Annotated in this window: 17 protein-coding genes; 1 reads left to right on the top strand and 16 read right to left on the bottom strand. The window is 53.4% G+C overall.

Annotation, left to right across the window (positions count from 1 at the left end):
- Nucleotides 1–37: 37 nt before the first annotated feature.
- The 11 genes from gshB to BLW97_RS00610 all read right to left on the bottom strand — a co-directional run bounded on the left by gshB (nt 38) and on the right by BLW97_RS00610 (nt 12,165).
- Nucleotides 38–976 (bottom strand): glutathione synthase, encoded by a 939-nt coding sequence (gene gshB, locus BLW97_RS00660; protein ID WP_075322023.1) that lies wholly within the window; start codon nt 974–976, stop codon nt 38–40.
- On the bottom strand, nt 976–2,283 hold the full coding sequence (gene gshA, locus BLW97_RS00655; protein WP_075322022.1) for a glutamate--cysteine ligase: 1,308 nt from the start codon (nt 2,281–2,283) through the stop codon (nt 976–978). The genes gshB and gshA overlap by 1 nt, the downstream gene beginning before the upstream one ends.
- Complete coding sequence (locus BLW97_RS00650; protein ID WP_010640693.1) at nt 2,280–3,452, bottom strand: citrate synthase; 1,173 nt, start codon at nt 3,450–3,452, stop codon at nt 2,280–2,282. The genes gshA and BLW97_RS00650 overlap by 4 nt, the downstream gene beginning before the upstream one ends.
- Nucleotides 3,453–3,627: 175 nt before the next feature.
- Complete coding sequence (erpA, locus tag BLW97_RS00645; protein ID WP_010640694.1) at nt 3,628–3,999, bottom strand: iron-sulfur cluster insertion protein ErpA; 372 nt, start codon at nt 3,997–3,999, stop codon at nt 3,628–3,630.
- A gap of 115 nt (nt 4,000–4,114) precedes the next feature.
- On the bottom strand, nt 4,115–4,588 hold the full coding sequence (locus BLW97_RS00640; RefSeq protein WP_010640695.1) for a phosphate-starvation-inducible PsiE family protein: 474 nt from the start codon (nt 4,586–4,588) through the stop codon (nt 4,115–4,117).
- Nucleotides 4,589–4,592: 4 nt separating this feature from the next.
- Complete coding sequence (locus BLW97_RS00635) at nt 4,593–7,583, bottom strand: FAD-dependent oxidoreductase (protein ID WP_075322021.1); 2,991 nt, start codon at nt 7,581–7,583, stop codon at nt 4,593–4,595.
- A 53-nt stretch (nt 7,584–7,636) separates the two neighbouring features.
- Nucleotides 7,637–8,617: an alpha-ketoacid dehydrogenase subunit beta gene (locus BLW97_RS00630; RefSeq protein WP_075322020.1), complete on the bottom strand. Its 981-nt coding sequence runs from the start codon at nt 8,615–8,617 to the stop codon at nt 7,637–7,639.
- Nucleotides 8,610–9,590, bottom strand: coding sequence for a pyruvate dehydrogenase (acetyl-transferring) E1 component subunit alpha (gene pdhA, locus BLW97_RS00625; protein ID WP_075322019.1), 981 nt, complete (start codon nt 9,588–9,590; stop codon nt 8,610–8,612). The genes BLW97_RS00630 and pdhA overlap by 8 nt, the downstream gene beginning before the upstream one ends.
- Before the next feature lie 211 nt (nt 9,591–9,801).
- A complete protein-coding gene (locus BLW97_RS00620) occupies nt 9,802–10,350 on the bottom strand; it encodes an OmpA family protein (protein ID WP_010640703.1) in 549 nt (182 codons plus the stop codon).
- Between the two features lie 79 nt (nt 10,351–10,429).
- Complete coding sequence (locus BLW97_RS00615) at nt 10,430–11,635, bottom strand: outer membrane beta-barrel protein (protein WP_075322018.1); 1,206 nt, start codon at nt 11,633–11,635, stop codon at nt 10,430–10,432.
- Between the two features lie 263 nt (nt 11,636–11,898).
- Nucleotides 11,899–12,165 (bottom strand): hypothetical protein, encoded by a 267-nt coding sequence (locus tag BLW97_RS00610; RefSeq protein WP_010640706.1) that lies wholly within the window; start codon nt 12,163–12,165, stop codon nt 11,899–11,901.
- A 107-nt stretch (nt 12,166–12,272) separates the two neighbouring features.
- On the opposite strand from BLW97_RS00610, the gene BLW97_RS19710 reads away from it, so the two are divergent.
- Nucleotides 12,273–12,851 (top strand): hypothetical protein, encoded by a 579-nt coding sequence (locus BLW97_RS19710; protein ID WP_158025100.1) that lies wholly within the window; start codon nt 12,273–12,275, stop codon nt 12,849–12,851.
- Here the strand turns inward: BLW97_RS19710 and BLW97_RS00600 are convergent.
- From BLW97_RS00600 to rplM, 5 genes are all read right to left on the bottom strand, one after another.
- Entirely contained in the window at nt 12,822–14,831 is a 2,010-nt protein-coding gene (locus tag BLW97_RS00600; RefSeq protein ID WP_075322017.1) for a diguanylate cyclase, read from the bottom strand. The two genes, BLW97_RS19710 and BLW97_RS00600, sit on opposite strands and share 30 nt — an antisense overlap.
- A gap of 9 nt (nt 14,832–14,840) precedes the next feature.
- Entirely contained in the window at nt 14,841–15,914 is a 1,074-nt protein-coding gene (locus BLW97_RS00595) for an EAL domain-containing protein (protein WP_024894623.1), read from the bottom strand.
- Between the two features lie 117 nt (nt 15,915–16,031).
- On the bottom strand, nt 16,032–17,066 hold the full coding sequence (gene argC / locus BLW97_RS00590; protein ID WP_075322016.1) for an N-acetyl-gamma-glutamyl-phosphate reductase: 1,035 nt from the start codon (nt 17,064–17,066) through the stop codon (nt 16,032–16,034).
- A 74-nt stretch (nt 17,067–17,140) separates the two neighbouring features.
- The gene (gene rpsI / locus BLW97_RS00585; protein ID WP_010640716.1) at nt 17,141–17,527 is read right to left on the bottom strand and encodes a 30S ribosomal protein S9; all 387 of its coding nucleotides are present in this window, start codon (nt 17,525–17,527) and stop codon (nt 17,141–17,143) included.
- A gap of 13 nt (nt 17,528–17,540) precedes the next feature.
- Nucleotides 17,541–17,969, bottom strand: coding sequence for a 50S ribosomal protein L13 (rplM, locus tag BLW97_RS00580; protein WP_010640718.1), 429 nt, complete (start codon nt 17,967–17,969; stop codon nt 17,541–17,543).
- Nucleotides 17,970–18,009: the final 40 nt, after the last annotated feature.

The raw sequence follows: 18,009 nt of genomic DNA, 5'->3' as shown, positions 1-18,009 counted from the left end.
ACGGCAGATTGCATTCCCGACTGTGCCAGCGCGGCCATTACTGCCCTTGTTCCAGACGCTGCCAGAGCAGCTCGGCGGCATCCACAGCAAAAAAGCGACGAATCTCCCGCACCCCGGTGGGACTGGTGACGTTGATTTCAGTCACATAGCCGCCAATCACATCCAGCCCGACAAAAAGTAATCCTGCAGCACGGAGAGCTGGCCCTATTGCCGCACAAATATCCTGATCCCGCGCACTCAGCTCTGCGGCTACGGCTGTAGCCCCTGCTACCAGATTGCCACGAAAGTCTTTTTCAGAAGGTACCCGCAACATGGCGCCAGGCACCGCCACGCCGTCCACCAGAATAATGCGCTTGTCGCCTTCGCGTATGGCCGGAATATAGCGCTGGGCCATGACATAATGCTGTCCCCAGGCCGTTACGGTTTCGAGGATGCTGCCCACATTGCGGTCTTGCTGGTGCAGGTAAAATACCCCTTCGCCCCCCCGCGCAGAAAGGGGTTTGACCACCACCTCGCCATGCTCGGCCAGAAAAGCGCGCAGGTCACCCAGATCACGACTGACCAGAAAGGGCGGGAGAAACTCGGGGAAATGCAAGGCATAGAGTTTTTCATTGGCATTACGCAGACTCACCGGATTGTTCACCACCCAGGTTCCGGCATGTTCCAGCAGATAGCAGGCGGTCAGATATTCCAGATCGACCGGAGGATCCTTGCGCATCAGTACCACGTCCATATCTGCCAGGGGCCGCTCTTCAACGTCAGCCAGCGTCGCGAAGTCGGTACTTTCATCCTGCACTGTCACCGCCTGCAGGCGTGCCCAGACCTTGCCATCGCGCATGAACAAATCAGGCAGGCCAAACACCCAGCACTGGTGCCCCCGTGCCTGCGCCGCCAGGAGCATGGCGAAAGTGCTGTCTTTGGCGGGTTTGATCCCGGCTATGGGATCCATGAGAATGGCTGCTTTCAACGGGGTCATCACTCAACACTCCGGATTTGCTGTCGACGCCAATCGGCCATTTCCCGGGCCGCCGCCACCAGGGTCAGGCGGGCAATGACGCCATAGGCATAGTAACGGTTTACCGGGGCATCGGGCGGCGATTTCCGGCAAGGCAGTATGCAAGGCTCACCAAAGGCCATGGGCTCAAAATGCGCGCCGGGGGCATTCAGGTTTTCATCGCGCCCTCGCCCGGTATGCACCCGGTAAAAGCCACCCAGCACCTGCTGACCCACCATATAAACTACCGGCTCAGCCACCGCCTCCTCGGCGGTCTGCTCAAAGGTATACACCCCTTCCTGAATAAACACGTCACTCACTGGCAGACCTTCCTTACTTTTAGCCATGCGCGTGCGTTCCTTGCGATTGAGATCCATGAACTCTTCACCGGAGTAAGCCGTCATGATGCCCATTCCGTAGGTGCCCGCGTCGGCTTTGACAATCACAAACGGACGCTGGGTAATCCCATAGTGGGCGTAGCGCTCGCGGGTCAGCTCCAGAACCGCATCCACATTGGCGACCAGGCAATCACGGCCTTCGGCACGCATAAAATCAATACCCTGACAACGCCGGAAAAACGGATCAATCAACCAAGGGTCGATATCTATCACTTCCGCCAGTTCATGTGCGGCGGCACGATAATGGGCAAAGTGCTGGGACTTCCGCCGCGAGCGCCAACCTGCCGCCAGAGGCGGGGATATGGGTTGTTCGAGATTCTCCAGAATTTCCGGCACACCGCCGGAAAGATCGTTATTGAGCAAAATCAGCTGGGGATCAAATCCTGCGGCCTTTAAGCGTCTACCTTCACGAAAAATGGGCTCCAAAAGCAGGGAATTACCCGAAGGTAAATCATAAGCTGTGCGCTCTTCCAGCAAGAGCGAACCCACCCGCACTTCAAGTCCGGACATTTCCAGAAGCTCTCGCAATCTGGCCACATTTTCCAGATAAAACAGGTTGCGGGTATGATTTTCGGGAATGAGCAGCACGCGCTCCAGGCCCGGATGATGCTGGTTCAGATAGTGCTGAATGGCCGATACATAGAGCGATGAAAATTCAGGGTTCAGATTGTTGAAACCTGCCGAAAACAGATTGGTATCCACCGGTGCCAACTTGAACCCGGAGTTGCGCAAATCGACAGACGCGTAAAAGGGCGCCGGGGTTTTTTGAAACTGACCTCGAAACCATCGTTCGATGGCCGACTGACCCGCTATCAGATGCCGCTCAATATCCAGCAAGGCCTCGGTACGTTCCGTAGCGAGGAAGGGAATATTTTGTAAAACTTCTGTCATGCCTGTGCCTGATTCCTTTTGTCCAGCGCTACATAAGCCCTTGGGCTTGCACCATTGTAAACCTGGGTGGGACGAAATATCCGGTTGTCTGCCAGCTGTTCCCGCCAGTGTGCCAGCCAACCTGCCGAGCGCGCCATGGCAAATATGGGCGTAAACAAATCAGCCTTGATTCCCATTTCGTGGTAAAGAACACCAGAATAAAAATCGACATTGGCGTGAATGCCCTTGGGGCCGAGGCGATCAGTCGCCTGTTTTTCGACCTCAATGGCAATTTCAAAAAGCTGGCTATGCCGCAAATGCCCGTTGCTGGCCAGTTTCTCCATCATCTCTTTCAAAATCGCCGCACGAGGATCGCGGGTTTTATACACCCGGTGACCAAAGCCCCAGATTTTTTCCTTATTGGCCATTTTGGCGTCCAGATAGGCACCCACCTTGGCCACACTGCCAATTTCCTCCAACATCTCAACCACCTTCTGATTGGCACCACCGTGCAAGGGACCCGCCAGCGTGCCAATCGCACTGCCAATCACATGGTAGGGATTGGTGAGCGTAGAACCGGTGACCAGCACCGCAAAGGTACTGGCATTGATGGTATGTTCGGCGTGCAGAATCAGACAGGTGTCGAGGATTTTCGCCAGTGCCGGATTGGGCTCCTTACCGGAAATCATATACAGAAAATTGGCGGCATGATTCAGATCCGTACGCGGCACGATGGGATCATTGCCGAAACGCATCTGCTCCCACATGGCGACGATGGTGGGCATCCGGGCGATGATGCGCATTGCCATGGCATCCAGATGCGGGGTGTTTTCGCGCTCAGCATCGGACAGCTCTTGCTGAGGATAAAACATCCCCAGACTCGCCACGGCGCAATGCAGCATATCCATGGGATGCCCGGTTACCGGCATGAATTTCATGATTTCCCGGACATTGTATTTGACTTGCCGATGACTGCGCAGCCCTTCATCAAAAGCTTTGAGATCTGCACCATCCGGAAGTGCGCCGTCCAGCAGAAGCAGGGCCACTTCTTCAAAGCTGCTATGGGCTACCAGGTCATCAATAGCGTAGCCACGATAACTCAGCAAGCCAGCCGCACCATCTATGTGAGAAATACTGGAGTGCGTTGCCGCCACGCCTTCCAGACCGGGAGCCACGTTCGTATCCGCCATGCCGAACTCCTAAGTTATTCTGGTCAGTAATGAATCCAACTGTCACTGGGCAACAACCCACGCACAGTTGCTGTCCTGATCAGGACAGCAAGAGCCTGAGAGTCATCATAACGCGCTGGAAAAATAAAAGGGAGGCCATGAGCCTCCCTTGGAGAAATCCTTATCTCTGCAAAAATCAGGCAGAGAAAGAAGATCCGCAACCACAGGTGGTGGTCGCATTCGGGTTTTTGATCACGAACTGGGCACCTTCCAGGCCTTCGCTGTAATCAATTTCAGCGCCAACCAGATATTGGTAACTCATGGGATCAATCAGGAGGCTGACACCAAACTGATGCACTTCCGTATCACCCTCGTTCATATTCTCATCAAAAGTAAAACCATACTGAAAACCGGAACAACCGCCGCCCGTCACAAAAACTCGCAGCTTGAGGTCTTCAGAGCCTTCTTCTTCAATCAGAGAGGTAATTTTATCCGCCGCGTTTTGCGTCAGGGTCATTACCGGAGGAATGGAATCCAGATTGGTCATTGTTTCAGTTGCTGTGCTCATTGTGCTTAACTCCATGCGCTGCAGCGCGTTGTTCAGTGGATACCCGACCATTTTGCTCGCTTTTTCGGGGCAGCGTCAAGTTGTCCGGACAATTTTCGGGACGGATATGGCCGTTTCAGTCTCTTTCGGTGTTCTTCGGAGCGTACTGAACAGCGGCAACCCGGGCACCGACCAGCACTGCAAGCAGCACTGCCGTTGCGATCAGATCCATGGGTCCGAGACGATGGGCATAAAGACCGATAAACAATTCCCGCAATACAAAAACAATGGCCACTTCCGACAGCACCCGCAAGCGGATACGGTGAAACTCCAGGTAATCGGTAAACGTCCGGAACAGTTCAATGAGCACAAATACCGACAGCACATCAGCCACCAGGCCCTGAATGGCCGCTTCTTCCCGAAAGGACAGGATGGTATCGTACACGTCCCAGACCACCCCCACCACAGAGGCCAGCAAGGTGATCAGCATGACAAATATCAGCACCACCACGATGAGGTCGAGGAATCTTTCGTAAAAGCGCAGGATGCGTGCGCGCACCCCACTGATAATTACTGCTGGCTGCGATTCCTCAACATCCGGCCTGGCCAAGTTGTCAGCCTGCTGCCCGTGCCGAGCGCCGCAAACGCGACAGCAGACGCCTGGCCATTTCTCCGAACAACTCAGTCTGGGTGGGATGGGGATGAATAGCCTCGGCCACCTGTTCCAGTGTCAACCCGGCACTGACCATCATGACCGCTTCGCCCACCAGCAGATCGGCGTGATCGGCCAGGAAGTGGACGCCAACAATGCGGTGGCTGACCTTGTCGGCCACCATTTTGATGAGACCATCGGTTTCACCGGTCATCATGGCCTTGGCATCAATACTCATGGGCACCTTGACCTCGGCCACATCCATACCTGCGGCCTTGGCCTGCTCCATGGACAGTCCAACGAAGGCGCACTGTGGCCGGGTAAAAGTCACACCACTATCTTTGGCTGCATCATATTGAGCGGTATGCCCGAGCAGGTTGGCAGCAGCTACCCGGCCCTGCTGACCCGCCGTGTGCGCCAACATGTAACCGCCCACCACATCACCTACCGCATAAATATGCGCCACGCTGGTCTGACCTGTGCTGCTCGCCGCAATCGCGCCCCGATCGGCAAGAGTCACGCCTGCAGAGGCCAAGTTCAGCGCGCTGGTATCAGGACGTTTGCCGGTAGCCACCAGCAGCAGATCACAGGAATGATGGGTGACTTCTTCACCAAACTGATAGCGAATATCCAGGGCTCCGGGCTTACCGGAAACTTCCTGCACCTTGACGTCAGTCAGAACCTGCAGACGCGGACTGTTGTGCGCCAGTGCCTTCATCAACTGCTCGGAAACTTCTTTTTCCATTTCCGCAACCGGTCGCGGCAGCGCCTCCAGCACCAGCACCTCGGCACCGAAATCATGGAACATCTGCGCCATTTCCATACCAATGGCACCCGCGCCGATGACACAAAGCCGCCTGGGAGGTTGGGCCAGATCCCAAACCGTATCCGAAGTGACCGCAGCACCACTTTTCAAGGCTTCCTGAACGCCGGGAATGGGCGGCACAAAGGCGGGAGCGCCGGTAGCGATGACGCAAGCACCGAAACTGAGACTGCGCGCGTCTTTACCGCTGATTTCGACGCTGTGTTCACCGGTAAATCGCGCCTTGCCTTCAAGCACCTGAATTTTCATGCCCTGGTCGGTTTTCAGGGCCATTTCTCCGCGTGTCTGCAAGATGCCCCGACGATGTTTTTCCAGTTGCGCCCAATCCAGCTTTGGCGTCCCCATTTGCAGCCCCATGGCCGCATCATGTTCCCGATCCCGAATCCGGTCTGCTGCAGCCCGCCAGGCTTTGGAGGGAATGCAGCCACGCCACAGGCATTCACCGCCGGGATAGGGGGCATTATTGACCATGGCTACCTTGACACCGTTTTCGACGAGTTCCCGGGCGCAATCCTCGCCGCCCGGTCCAGCGCCAATGACCAGCACCTGAACATCATAATCGCCTTCGGGAATGGGCGCGGCAGCAGTCCCCAGCCAGCCTTCCGGATGTTCAATGGCTTTTTTGAGGTCTTTCAAAAAGAGCGCGGCTTCGGCACCATTGACTACCCGATGATCCGCCGTAATGGTAATGGGCATGCCTTCCGGACTATTACCGGCAATGGCAATAATGGCGGCTGTTCCCGGCGTGACAATGGCATCAAACTGGCTGATGCCATACATCCCCATATTCGAAATGGTGAAGGTGGGATGTGTATATTCGGGAGGACTCAAGCGCCGCTTACGCGCTTTTTCTACCAGCGGCGTCCATTCGCTCTGGAGTTGCGCCAGATCTTTGCCCTCCACCGCACGCAACACCGGAACCACCAGCCCGCCGTCTTCCGTCGTCGCGGCGATGCCAATATCATGCTGGGCGCGCTCCACGATTTTGTCCGTCGGCTGATAAGCGGCATTCACCAGGGGATGCTTGGCCAACGCCTGGGATGCGGCCTTGGCGATAGCCACGGTCAGCGACACTTTGTGCGCTTTGGCAGCGCGCATCAGAGCTTCGGGTTTGGCCTTCACGGTGACATGAAACACCGGAATACTCAGGGAGGCCACCATGGCCTGACTGATGGCCTTTTCGATGGCGCTCATCGCCCGCCCTTCTCCGGGCACGGCAGGTTCAGAAACTCGGGCGCCCGCCGTGGTGGGTGCAGCACGACCAGTCGCAGCAATGACATCTGCGGCAACAATGACTCCTGCTGGCCCACTACCCTGCAGATGATTGAGGTCCACGCCATGCTGCCCGGCCAACTGCCGGGCAAAGGGACTTGCCGCCCCCTGCTGAGGGCGCGGCGCAGGTTGCGCTCCAGGCACCCGGGCTGACAAAGGCTGAGCAACAGGCGCTTGAGCGGAGACTGTGGAAGCGCCGTGAGTCTTGCCCACCGCAGCGGCCGACACCTCCGGTCGTGATCCCGAAACAGTGCCGGCTTCGCGCACCTGATCCGCAGTTTCTACCAACCAGGCAATCGGATCACCCACGGGTACCACCGCATCCACCGCAACTCGCGGACCGGAAAGATAGCCTTCACGAAATACTTCCACATCCATGATGGCCTTGTCGGTTTCAATGGTCGCCACCACATCGCCACGCTGGATTTTATCGCCCAGAGATTTTTCCCAGGACACCAGCACGCCTTCGGTCATTGTATCGGAAAGCTGTGGCATTTTGATGGCATGCCCCGAAAGCGCTTCAGATTCTGTCGGTTCTGAAGCAACGGCAGGCGCAGTTTGAACTGAGGCATCCTGAGCTGGGGCATCCTGAACCGGGGATACGGCATCATCCGGCGTTTCCGTCAGATAAGCCATGGTCGCACCAACCGGCATGACACTATCCACCGCCGCCAGAGGACCCGCCAGATAACCGGAGCGGAACACTTCCACATCCATGATCGCCTTGTCCGTTTCGATGGTCGCCACCACATCGCCGCGTTCGACCCGGGCGCCAATGGGTTTTTCCCAGGAAACGACCACACCTTCCGTCATAGTATCGGTCAGTTGCGGCATCTTGATGACGTAAGGTTCAGCCATTTTTCACCCTATTGAGTTTCTGTAGATCAAAACATATCGAGAGAAGTGCGGCCTTAGCGGCCAAACATCTTCCTTACCGCAGCAATCACATCCCCGGCATTGGGAATCGCCGCCTTTTCCAGACGATGATTGTAGGGAATGGGAATATCCAGGGCATGCACACGCACTGGTGCCGCATCCAGATCAAAAAAGCATTCTTCATTGATGATGGCCATGACTTCCGAACCAACACCAACCGGAGCTTCGTCTTCTTCCACGATGATGGCATGATGGGTTTTGCGCACGCTGGCAGCAATTCCGGCACGATCCAAAGGTTTCAAGGCCCTTAAATCAATCACTTCAGCATCAATACCATACTCGCTGGCCAGTTTTTTGGCCGCGTCCAATGCCCAGTGCACACTGATGTTGTAGGCAAAAATGCTGACATCCTTACCCGGACGCATGATTTCCACACCTTCCAGCGGGGTGAAAAACTCCTCGTCCGGCACTTCGCCCTTGAGGTTATACATGCTTTCATGTTCGATAATCACCACCGGATCATCTGAGCGTACGGCACTTTTCAGCAAGCCATAAGCATCCCGGGGGGTAGCCGGAGTCACCACGCGCAGGCCGGAAATTCCCATGAAGACTTTTTCCATACGCGCCGAATGCTGGGCACCCAGCTGATGCGCCGTGCCACCGGGAACGCGCATGACAAAGGGACAACGAATCCGTCCACCCGACATGTAATGAATTTTCGCCGCGTTATTCATGAGCTGATCCATAGCCAGCCAGGCAAAGTTCACACTCATAATTTCGACTATGGGGCGGGCACCAACCATGGCGGCACCCACACCAATGCCGGTGTAGCTGTTTTCGGAAATAGGGGTGTCAACAACCCTCTGTTCACCATATTTGGCGAAAAGTCCTGAAGTCGCCTTGTAGGTACCGCCAGCGACACCAATATCCTCACCCATGGCAAATACCAGCGGGTCACGTGCCATTTCTTCATCGTGGGCACGCAGAATTCCCTGCCAATACATTAACTCAGCCATGGTTGTTACCTCCTTCGGTATAGACGTAACGCGCTACATCCTCAACGCGCGGTTCCGGGCATTCATTAGCGTAACGCACCACTTCGTTCTCGATTTCGTCCTGAACAGCCTTGTCCATGGCATGGAATTCATCTTCAGTCACCACGCCGGCTTCTACCAGACGGCGCTTATAAATGCCGATGGGGTCGCGCTGCGCCCATTCTTCCACTTCTTCCTTGCTGCGATAGGCACCAGAGTCAGACATGGAATGGCCGCGCAAACGATAGGTCATGAGTTCCAGGAAATAGGGCTTGCGTTGTTCGCGCACATAATTTACGGCTTTTTCAGCGTGAGACATGACAATATCAATGTCTTGCCCATCACATTGCGCTGCTTCGATGCCGTAAGGTGCCACGCGTTTGTACTGGTTGATTTCCACCGTCGAACGCTCAATGGCCGTACCAATGCCATACAGGTTGTTTTCGCAGATAAACAGCACCGGCAGGTTCCACAGGCTTGCCATATTCATGGTCTCATGGAAGGTCCCCTGGTTGTTGGCGCCATCCCCCAGAAAACAGATGGAGATTTCCTGACCACCACGCAACTGGATCGCCTTGGCAAAGCCGGCTGCCAGCGGGAAGGGTCCGCCAACCAAGGCGTAACCGCCCATGAAATGCACGTCTGGGTCGAACAAGTGCATGGAACCACCCCGGCCCTTGGAGCAACCGGCTTCCTTACCGAAAAGCTCGGCCATCAGCGCTTTGGGGTCCATGCCGGATTTGAGGGCATGAATGTGGTCCCGATACCCGGTCACCACATAATCAGAACCCGTTTGGGCTTTCTCTAAAACACCAATCGCGCAGGCTTCCTCACCCGGATAAAGGTGTAAGAAACCGCCAATCTGACGTTCGTGATAAGCCTCCGCGCAGCGTTCTTCAAAGCGGCGGGCAAAAAGCATTTCACGCAACAGGCGCTTCTGGTCCGTGGCGTCCATGGTCCTCCCAGACAAAATAATGGACCGCGTCCGCAGACGTGGTCGTAGTGAAAATTCAGCCAAAGTCATGGAGATGATGGCCTAGGCTACTGCAAAGCGTCAAGAGTAGTGGATATGGCGTGGGGCATTCCAATGCCGTATCCTTAAAAAACCCGCTTGATAAAGACCAAGCGGGTCATCGCAAAAAAGCTCAAACGGCCGTCATACAACTTTATTTGACGGTAGTACGCACCATGACACTGGAATTGATTTCAACCCGCTGGTTTTTGAAACGACCAGCCGGAGTCGTGTTGGTAGCAATGGGATCTTCATAGGAGTGGCCTTTGACCGTCATATGATCCGCAGCAACACCCCGCTTTTCGAGATAACCGGCAACACTGCCCGCACGCGCTTTGGACAGCTTGTAGTTATAGGCATAACTTCCTGTTTTACTGCAATAACCGTTAATATGCAGAGTAGCATCCGGGTGCATTTTGGCGAAACCGGCCACTTTATCGAGGACGCCAATATCCGACCCCATCAACTGCGCAGAACCGGTTTTGAAATTGATACCGGTAATGGTGATGGGCTTACTTTCCAGCACCGTACGCTCTACCGGAGCGATAGGTGCAGGCGGCGGTGGTGGTGTCGGTGCAGAAACCACCGGGGCTACCGGAGCAGGACCAGCCGGGCAAGGTGTCACCTCATATAAACCACAGCCCGAAGCAGCAACGACGGACCCCAATAGCAGTAACTTGGATAATTGCGCAGCATGTTTCATGTTTGGATTCTCCTGAACTCAAAATACGTTAGATGGAGAACCCCGCAGCAGCGAGGCTCCCTTTTGATAAATTGACCGATCAGAACATGAAGCCGGTTTCGACCATGCCACGGAGTTGATTGGTGTTGGTTCCATTAGCACCGGAGAAACCGAGTCCGGCAGGTGCAGAGGCGGTCACATAAGATAGTTCTGCGCGGGCGAAGAACCCCCCACTTTGGTAGGTCGGCGTGAGGGTGATGGACCAGGCGTGGGAATCAGCGGGGAGACCTGTCAGACCTGAGGCGACAGAATTCAGCCCCTCACCTAGTTTTCCGCCAACTTCCAGGTACTCGGCACGGGCACCCAAAGAGATCGTTTTGGTAAAGCTATAGTCAGCCAATAGGGCGCCACCATAGTTATCGAACGCGTGTGGTATCCCTAGACGCGTCGATTTGGGTGTGTGCATGTACTGGAAATAGGGCTCAATCATCCATGGACCAGAGCTATATTCATATTCGACGCCATAAATCTGACTTTCATTACCTACAGGGCTGTAAGCCGTACTATTATAAGGCAGACGGGATTTCCCCAAAGAACCCTGAGCATAAAAACTGAGCGTATTGGATCCGTTGATCGCGTAGCTAAGCAGACCACTCATCACATTATAGCGATTCGAAAAATATCCATCCGTCCAGGCAATCGACGCACTCAACGGCCCTGCACTACCATTAAACTGGATTCCACGACTAATGATGGGCTCCATATCCCAGAGCAAACCGCGCTCAATATTGATATTCTGGTAGGTAAAAGCACTCTCAGCGCCAATCAGGGTGGGCAACTGTCCGATTTCCATGGAGTAATTTGAAGATGGTGCTATTTTTAAATAGGCTACGGGTAATGCACCAAATTCTTGTATATTAGTTGATGCAGAAGGAATAGGTTCTGCCAGCGTTGGAAAGCTGTAAGCCCCCGCTTGAATGTAAAACTGAATTGGACCATTTTCTTTCTGGATGATCACCATACCATTGGTGATAGAAGCGCCGACCCGCTTTGCCCCTAATAAACCTGCCAATTCGGCCTCAGTATCCCCACCTCCGGGAGGATTATCCTGATAAAAAGCCATGCCGCTGGCTACGCCTTGCACATCCAATTGACCCAATGGTCCGGCACAGAATTTGAGGGGATTCGGCAAAGATAATGGACTGGCATCCGCCACACCGGCGACCAATGGCAGACCCATCAGCATGCTGGCGAGAATTGAACGACGTAAAAACGAATAGCGGTTTTTAGTGCTGTAGTGCGACATATTGACTCCCTGGTTTGTATGAAAAAAATCAAGCCTGTTGTCAAAAAGCAAAATACATGCCCGCACAATGTTTTTGTATAATACTATGATTTATTTTATGTTTTAAAATTTAACACCACAATCCCAGGAAAATTATAAGCGCGCAATGCACCACTTTGGTGCCAAACGCATTAAATTGGTGCGACAGCAGATTGCGCCCACAAAAAACCCCGGCATAAAATGATGCCGGGGTTTGAGTACATAACGTCGGGGAAGTTTTCTGGTTAATTCCCGTTTAAGGTTCTTTCAATATTGGGCAGTGCCGCACCAACTCCGGCACCCACCGCACCACCCACGGCTGCACCCACCGCAGGATTGCCAGCAACAACCGTACCCAACACGGCCCCTCCGGCAGCACCAATAGCACCACCACTAAGTGCCCGTTGGCCGGTGGGACTCATGTTTGCACAACCACTCAGTGCAACCACACACAATGCGATCAACAACCATCCACTTTTTCTGGAGCCGCGCTCCAAAACCTCAGCATTCATTTTCACTTAACTTACTCCTGTGCTTTCCTGGCTCAGTGGACCACTGAGCCGATGAAACTAACGCCTCCAGCCATCATGACCATCATCATGCCGCCAACGACCCGCCCATGGCGGTGGACCGTGATGCTCCCAAGGGCGGGGCCGGTAATAGCGAATGGGTGCAGGCTGCACATAGTACCCGGGCAATTGATAGCGCACAGGCGGCGGAGGTGGCGGCGCTGGAACATAATACACACGGTGCGGTGGCGGCGCGTAATATACTGGCGGGGGTGCATAAACAGGCGCGGCATAATAACCGGGGTTATTCCCTAAAAACACGCTTAAACCAGGAACTGCAACGCCCAGGGACAAATCACCATCCGCCCAGGCAGGACTGCTCAACCCAAGAAATAGCCCTACCAATGCCACAAATTGCGGTATGCGATGAAGGGGGTGCGTCCATATCTTTATCATGTGGCCTCCTTGAGCCGTCAGACTCATCAAGATATATACGTTTGCAGATAAGCATAGGGATTCCCGATAGCTATCTGACTAACCCAATACCACTGCAAGAAACTTGCCAGTCCAGCACCTATATTTTTCAAGCAGTTAAAAATATCCCCTGTAGCCAAATAACCACAGCAATGCGCCCAAAAATGGAAACTATTGGTTTTTTATCACGTTACCTTGTCGCCGAAAGCTTCTGATTCAGGCTGTAGCTGAAGATCTGCGTCGTAAACCATCCAAAACTGACTCCGTTCCAATTTTTTCGCCTTGATGGCATACAAGGCCTGATCGGCACAACGGAGCATCGCATCCTGATTTTCTATCAGCCCCGCATCCTTGCAAAAACAAATGCCAAGACTGACTCGTACGGGTAGCAGCAAGTCGTGGGACAATTTGGCCGGAGATTCCAGGACACGTTCCAAACGCAGCAGAACGGCCTCCAATACCTGTCGTTTCTCCAATCCTTCGAAGAGAAGCACAAACTCATCCCCACCCCAGCGGGCTACACAATCAGAAGTACGCAACGCCTCTTCCAGCCTTCGGGCGATAATCACCAGTAAAGCATCTCCTGCATCATGTCCGTATTGATCATTGACTCCTTTAAAATCATCTACATCCAGAATACCTAATGCGATGGATTGACTATTTTGACTGGCACGTGTCAACCCCTTTTCTAATCGCTCATTCAGCAGGCGACGATTCGCCAATCCGGTAAGGCTATCGTAATAAGCCACCTTACGAATTTCGGCTTCCGCATCGGCCAGTGCGTTATGACGTTTCCAGAGAGTGAGAGCTAGCCCCACACTACTTGCCAACTGCCCGATAAGTGCTTTCAGCGCTTGGCTAAAGTGTTTAGTTTTGGCATGGGCAACCACCAGCACAGCTTCCACCTGCGCTGCGTCCTGCAAAATAATCGGGTAAGCGATCATACTCCGTATTCGTCGTAGCTGTGGACGTCTTTCCATAGCCGGCGAGTTTTCCGTCATTTCATCACGGAACCTGATTTCTTCTGCCTTGCCCAAACGAAACACCCGTTCAGGAAGGAAACTTCCATTACGAAGATCTTTTGGATTGAGTGCGGTTATCCAGGTAAGCAAGCTTTCACGCAAATCCTTTTGATCAGCCCCCAGAGCCGATATTTGCAGAGATTCAGTCATCGGATCGGGAACGAGCACGAACGCAGCAACAGCATTGGTTTCACGAACAATCGTTTGTACCAGACGCGCATACATAACTTTTGGTTCTGCCTGAACCAGAAGAGATTGCTGCGTCAGAAGTGCCGCTTGCTGGTACTGCCGTAAGTCGAGCAACTGACGCAGAAAGCGCACGGAAAGGCGATCCAGAATCAGCAAAAAAAGCAAAATAACTATAAAAGGGATACTTTGCCAGATATTCTGACGCCAGAAATTATGAGCAAATGCTAAAGAAGACCAGCGCACATAAGCCGTCCATGGGTAACCCGGCACCTCAACGCGCAGATACTGACCCGTCCAATGATCCTGTGGAGCAGGAAGTTGCCAAGTCCCACTTTTCCAAAAAGCCACTGGGATATGACCGGCACCCTTAATCAGAATATCCATATCTTCCGGGGTATGGATATTTTTCAGACGGGAAAGACGAAACGGCGATCCGATATAACCGACAACCTGCCCTTGATGATTCAACAAATGTTCGCGCATGGGCATCACCCAAATTTTACCCGGCAACAAAACCACGGGACGTCCAACCAGATAATCGGGGTTTCTCTTGAGCTGGGTAAATTCCGTGGCTTTTAGCAGAGGAGTTGGTAATTGTCCCTCACTTGACCAGATGATCTTATTTGCCTGAGCATCCAACAAGTTGATGGCAGCAATTGCAGGATGCGTCCTCTGAAACGCGATCATTGCCGCTTTTTTTTCTGTTGTGAGTAACAGCGGGTTTTGATCGAGTTCCAGTAAGGAGCGGCGAAAAAAAGTCAGGTCATGGAAATGACCGTCCAGATTTCCTGCTAATTGATCGGCAATACTGCGCAAGGCAATCTCACCTTTATATCGAAACTCCTTGTGCAAGGATGCCCGTAAATCTTCGAAGCGCCAGCCCCACAAGGTAATAAACAAAACGGCCATTCCGATAAAAAACAAGTGCAACAAAAAAATCGGAGAAGACTGTATCGTCGAAAGGAACTGTTTAGTTCGGTGCATGTCGATTTTTTATTCGCGTTGCTCAAGATGAATAGCTTCACGCACCAGCTCCTGAATTTCTGTTTCGATGTGATTCAAGGTCTGATCCAGATAACCCAGGTCAGGATCGGACTTCACGCTGACCAAACGATGATGGGCGGCAACAATGGGATGATCCTCTGTTGCCCCATGTTCGCGCAGAAAGGCTATCAATGGGCAGGGCGGAGGCGTCGTGACAGAAACATCAATCCAGCCACGTCGCAACGCATCCATCAAGGGACGACGCAAGAGGTGTGCTGCATAGGCGCCCAATAAGCTGGCAGGATGTTTAGCGCTGCCTTCCGGTAAATCATAGCCCTGAATGACCATGGCGATGAGTTCATGGGCAGGCATCGGCCTGGCAATGGCATAACCCTGTATAAAATCCAGATGCAAAGCGCGCATGGCATCCAGAATAGGTAGCGTTTCGACGCCTTCTATCACCAATTCGGCATTCAAAGCGTTAGCCAACAGTTGAATACTCTGCACAAAAGCCAGATTTTTGGGTTGCGCCGTCAAGTCGCGGATAAAACCCTGATCCAGTTTGATTTTATCGATAGGCAGCTCTTTCATGCGCAGCAGGGAAGAATAAGCCGAACCGACATCGTCCAGAGCAATGCGTACTCCCGTATCCCGTAAAGCCTGCAGGCGGTCTTTAGCAATATGGCGGTTCAGAAAATCGCCACTTTCCAGAAGCTCAAGACATACTCTTGACGGAGCCACGGGACTGTTCGTCATGGTCCCCTTAAAACAAATCGCACAATCATGCTCAACCATAAAATCAGGATCTACATTGAACGACAGGTTAAGAACAATGCCCTGGGCATCCAGTAACTCCAGAACCTGGAGGCCTGCTACCAGCATCAGGCGGCTGAGCTCTCGACGTTGCTCCATATCCAAAAATGGAATGAAAGAATGTGGGGAGATCAGCTGTCCGGAAGCATCGCGCATCCGTGCGAGAGCTTCAATTCCAACGATTTTTTGCTGACTGATGGAATATTCGGGCTGAAAATAAGCCACGACATCTTCAGGAAAGCGCCACGCGCTCAATCCCTTGGTATTCACCTGCTTTGCCAGGATAACGATTTTGTTTTTTCAACAAAAAAACCTGTGACGATAATCGCAAACAAAATAGACTGACCCACAGTCAAAGCCTCATCCTAAGAATACAATAGCCTAACACTATGGCAACAAAGCAATTTGTGTCAATCCAAGCGTTTCGGGCAAGGCAAACAGGCGGTTCATGTTCTGAACTGCCTGCCCTGCCGCACCTTTCACCAGATTATCAATGACGGACAGAACCACTACCTGCCCGGGACGGGGCTGGTGAACGGCAATACGACACACGTTGGCCCCGCGCACAGAGCGAGTTGCCGGATGACTGCCAAATGGCAGAACATCAACAAATGGCTCCTGCGCGTAACGCTCTGCAAACAAGGTTTGCAAGGCGGCGTCACTCAACGGTTGCCGCAACCGTCCGTACAAGGTGGCATGAATCCCGCGAATCATGGGCATCAGGTGCGGCGTGAACTGTAGTTCAATCGTCTCCCCGCTCAGTTTTGAGAGAGTCGCCTCAATTTCGGGACGATGACGGTGACCACTCACCCCGTAGGCAGTGACACTATCTGCGGCTTCCGGCACGATCAGGTTCACCCGTCCAGTGCGTCCCGCACCACTTACCCCCGATTTGCAATCGGCAATCAGCGTATCTTGATGCAGTAATCCCGCCTCCAGCAAAGGAGCGAATCCCAGAATGACTGCGGTTGGATAACATCCGGGATTGGCAATCAGGCGTGATTGGGCAATTTGCTCCCGAAAATATTCCGGTAGTCCGTAACAAGCTGCACGCAACGCCTCAGGCGCCCGATGCGCCATGCCATACCAGTGCGCAAAAGCCTCCGCATCGGCCAGCCGAAAATCCGCACCGAGGTCAATGACACGCACATCACGCGCCAGCAGTTCCGGGGCGCTATCCATGGCCACGCCGTGGGGCGTCGCAAAAAATACGACATCCAGTTTTGCCAGAGTCTCTGGATCGGGAGCTGTATAACACAGATCACACACGCCCCGCAGATTGGGAAAATGGATATCTACCCGTTCTCCCTCTTCAGCACGAGAGGTGATGACCTGCACTTCCACTTCGGGATGAGGAAGCAACAAGCGCAACAATTCCACTCCGGTGTACCCGGTACCACCCACAATGCCTGCACGAATCATGCTGTAACCCTCTGTCTTAGACCAACAACAAAAAAGCCGCCCTTAGGCGGCTTTTCCGATCCGAAGCGGTGTTATTAACGCTTGGAGAACTGATGACTACGCCGCGCCTTATGCTTGCCGACCTTCTTACGTTCCACTTCGCGGGCATCGCGGGTCACAAAACCCGCGCCACGGAGCGGACGCCGCAAGGTTTCGTCATAAACCATCAGGGCGCGGGTGATGCCGTGGCGAATGGCACCAGCCTGTCCGCTGGCACCACCACCGCTGACATTCACCAGAATGTCAAACTGGCTGCCGTGCCCGGTCAGTTCCAGTGGCTGCATGACTACCATGCGCGATGTCTCGCGACCAAAGTATTCTTCCAGGCTGCGCTTGTTGATGACGATCTTGCCAGAGCCACGACGCAAATAAACCCGTGCAGTTGCGCTTTTGCGCCGACCAGTGCCGTAATATTGTTCCATAATAGTGCTTACCTTAAATATCTAAAGTCTGAGGCTGTTGCGCAGAATGGGGATGCTCGGAACCACTATAAACCTTGAGTTTCCGGTACATAGCGCGGCCCAGGGAGTTTTTTGGAAGCATTCCCTTGACGGCAATTTCGATAATCCGCTCTGGATGCGTTTCCATCATCTTTTCAAAAGAAGCACTCTTCAGATTGCCGACATAGCCGGTATGATGATAGTACATCTTGTCTTTGGCCTTGTTGCCGGTCACCGCAATCTTGTCTGCGTTGATCACAATAATATGATCCCCGATGTCGGCATGGGGGGTAAATTCGGGCTTATGCTTACCGCGCAGGCGGGTAGCCACCTCTACAGAAAGACGGCCCAGCACTTTATCGGTCGCATCTACGACGAACCAGTCTCCCTGTACTTCATGAGACTTGGCAGAATAGGTCTTCATCACAAAACTCCGGCTTCGGGTTTTTCACTGAGGGGCGGGA

Origin of the sequence: Acidithiobacillus albertensis, from assembly GCF_001931655.1 — a bacterium.
Taxonomy (GTDB): Bacteria; Pseudomonadota; Gammaproteobacteria; order Acidithiobacillales; family Acidithiobacillaceae; genus Acidithiobacillus; species Acidithiobacillus thiooxidans.
The sequence above is the reverse complement of the archived record's forward strand: the minus strand, read 5'-3'. Positions and strand labels throughout refer to the sequence as shown.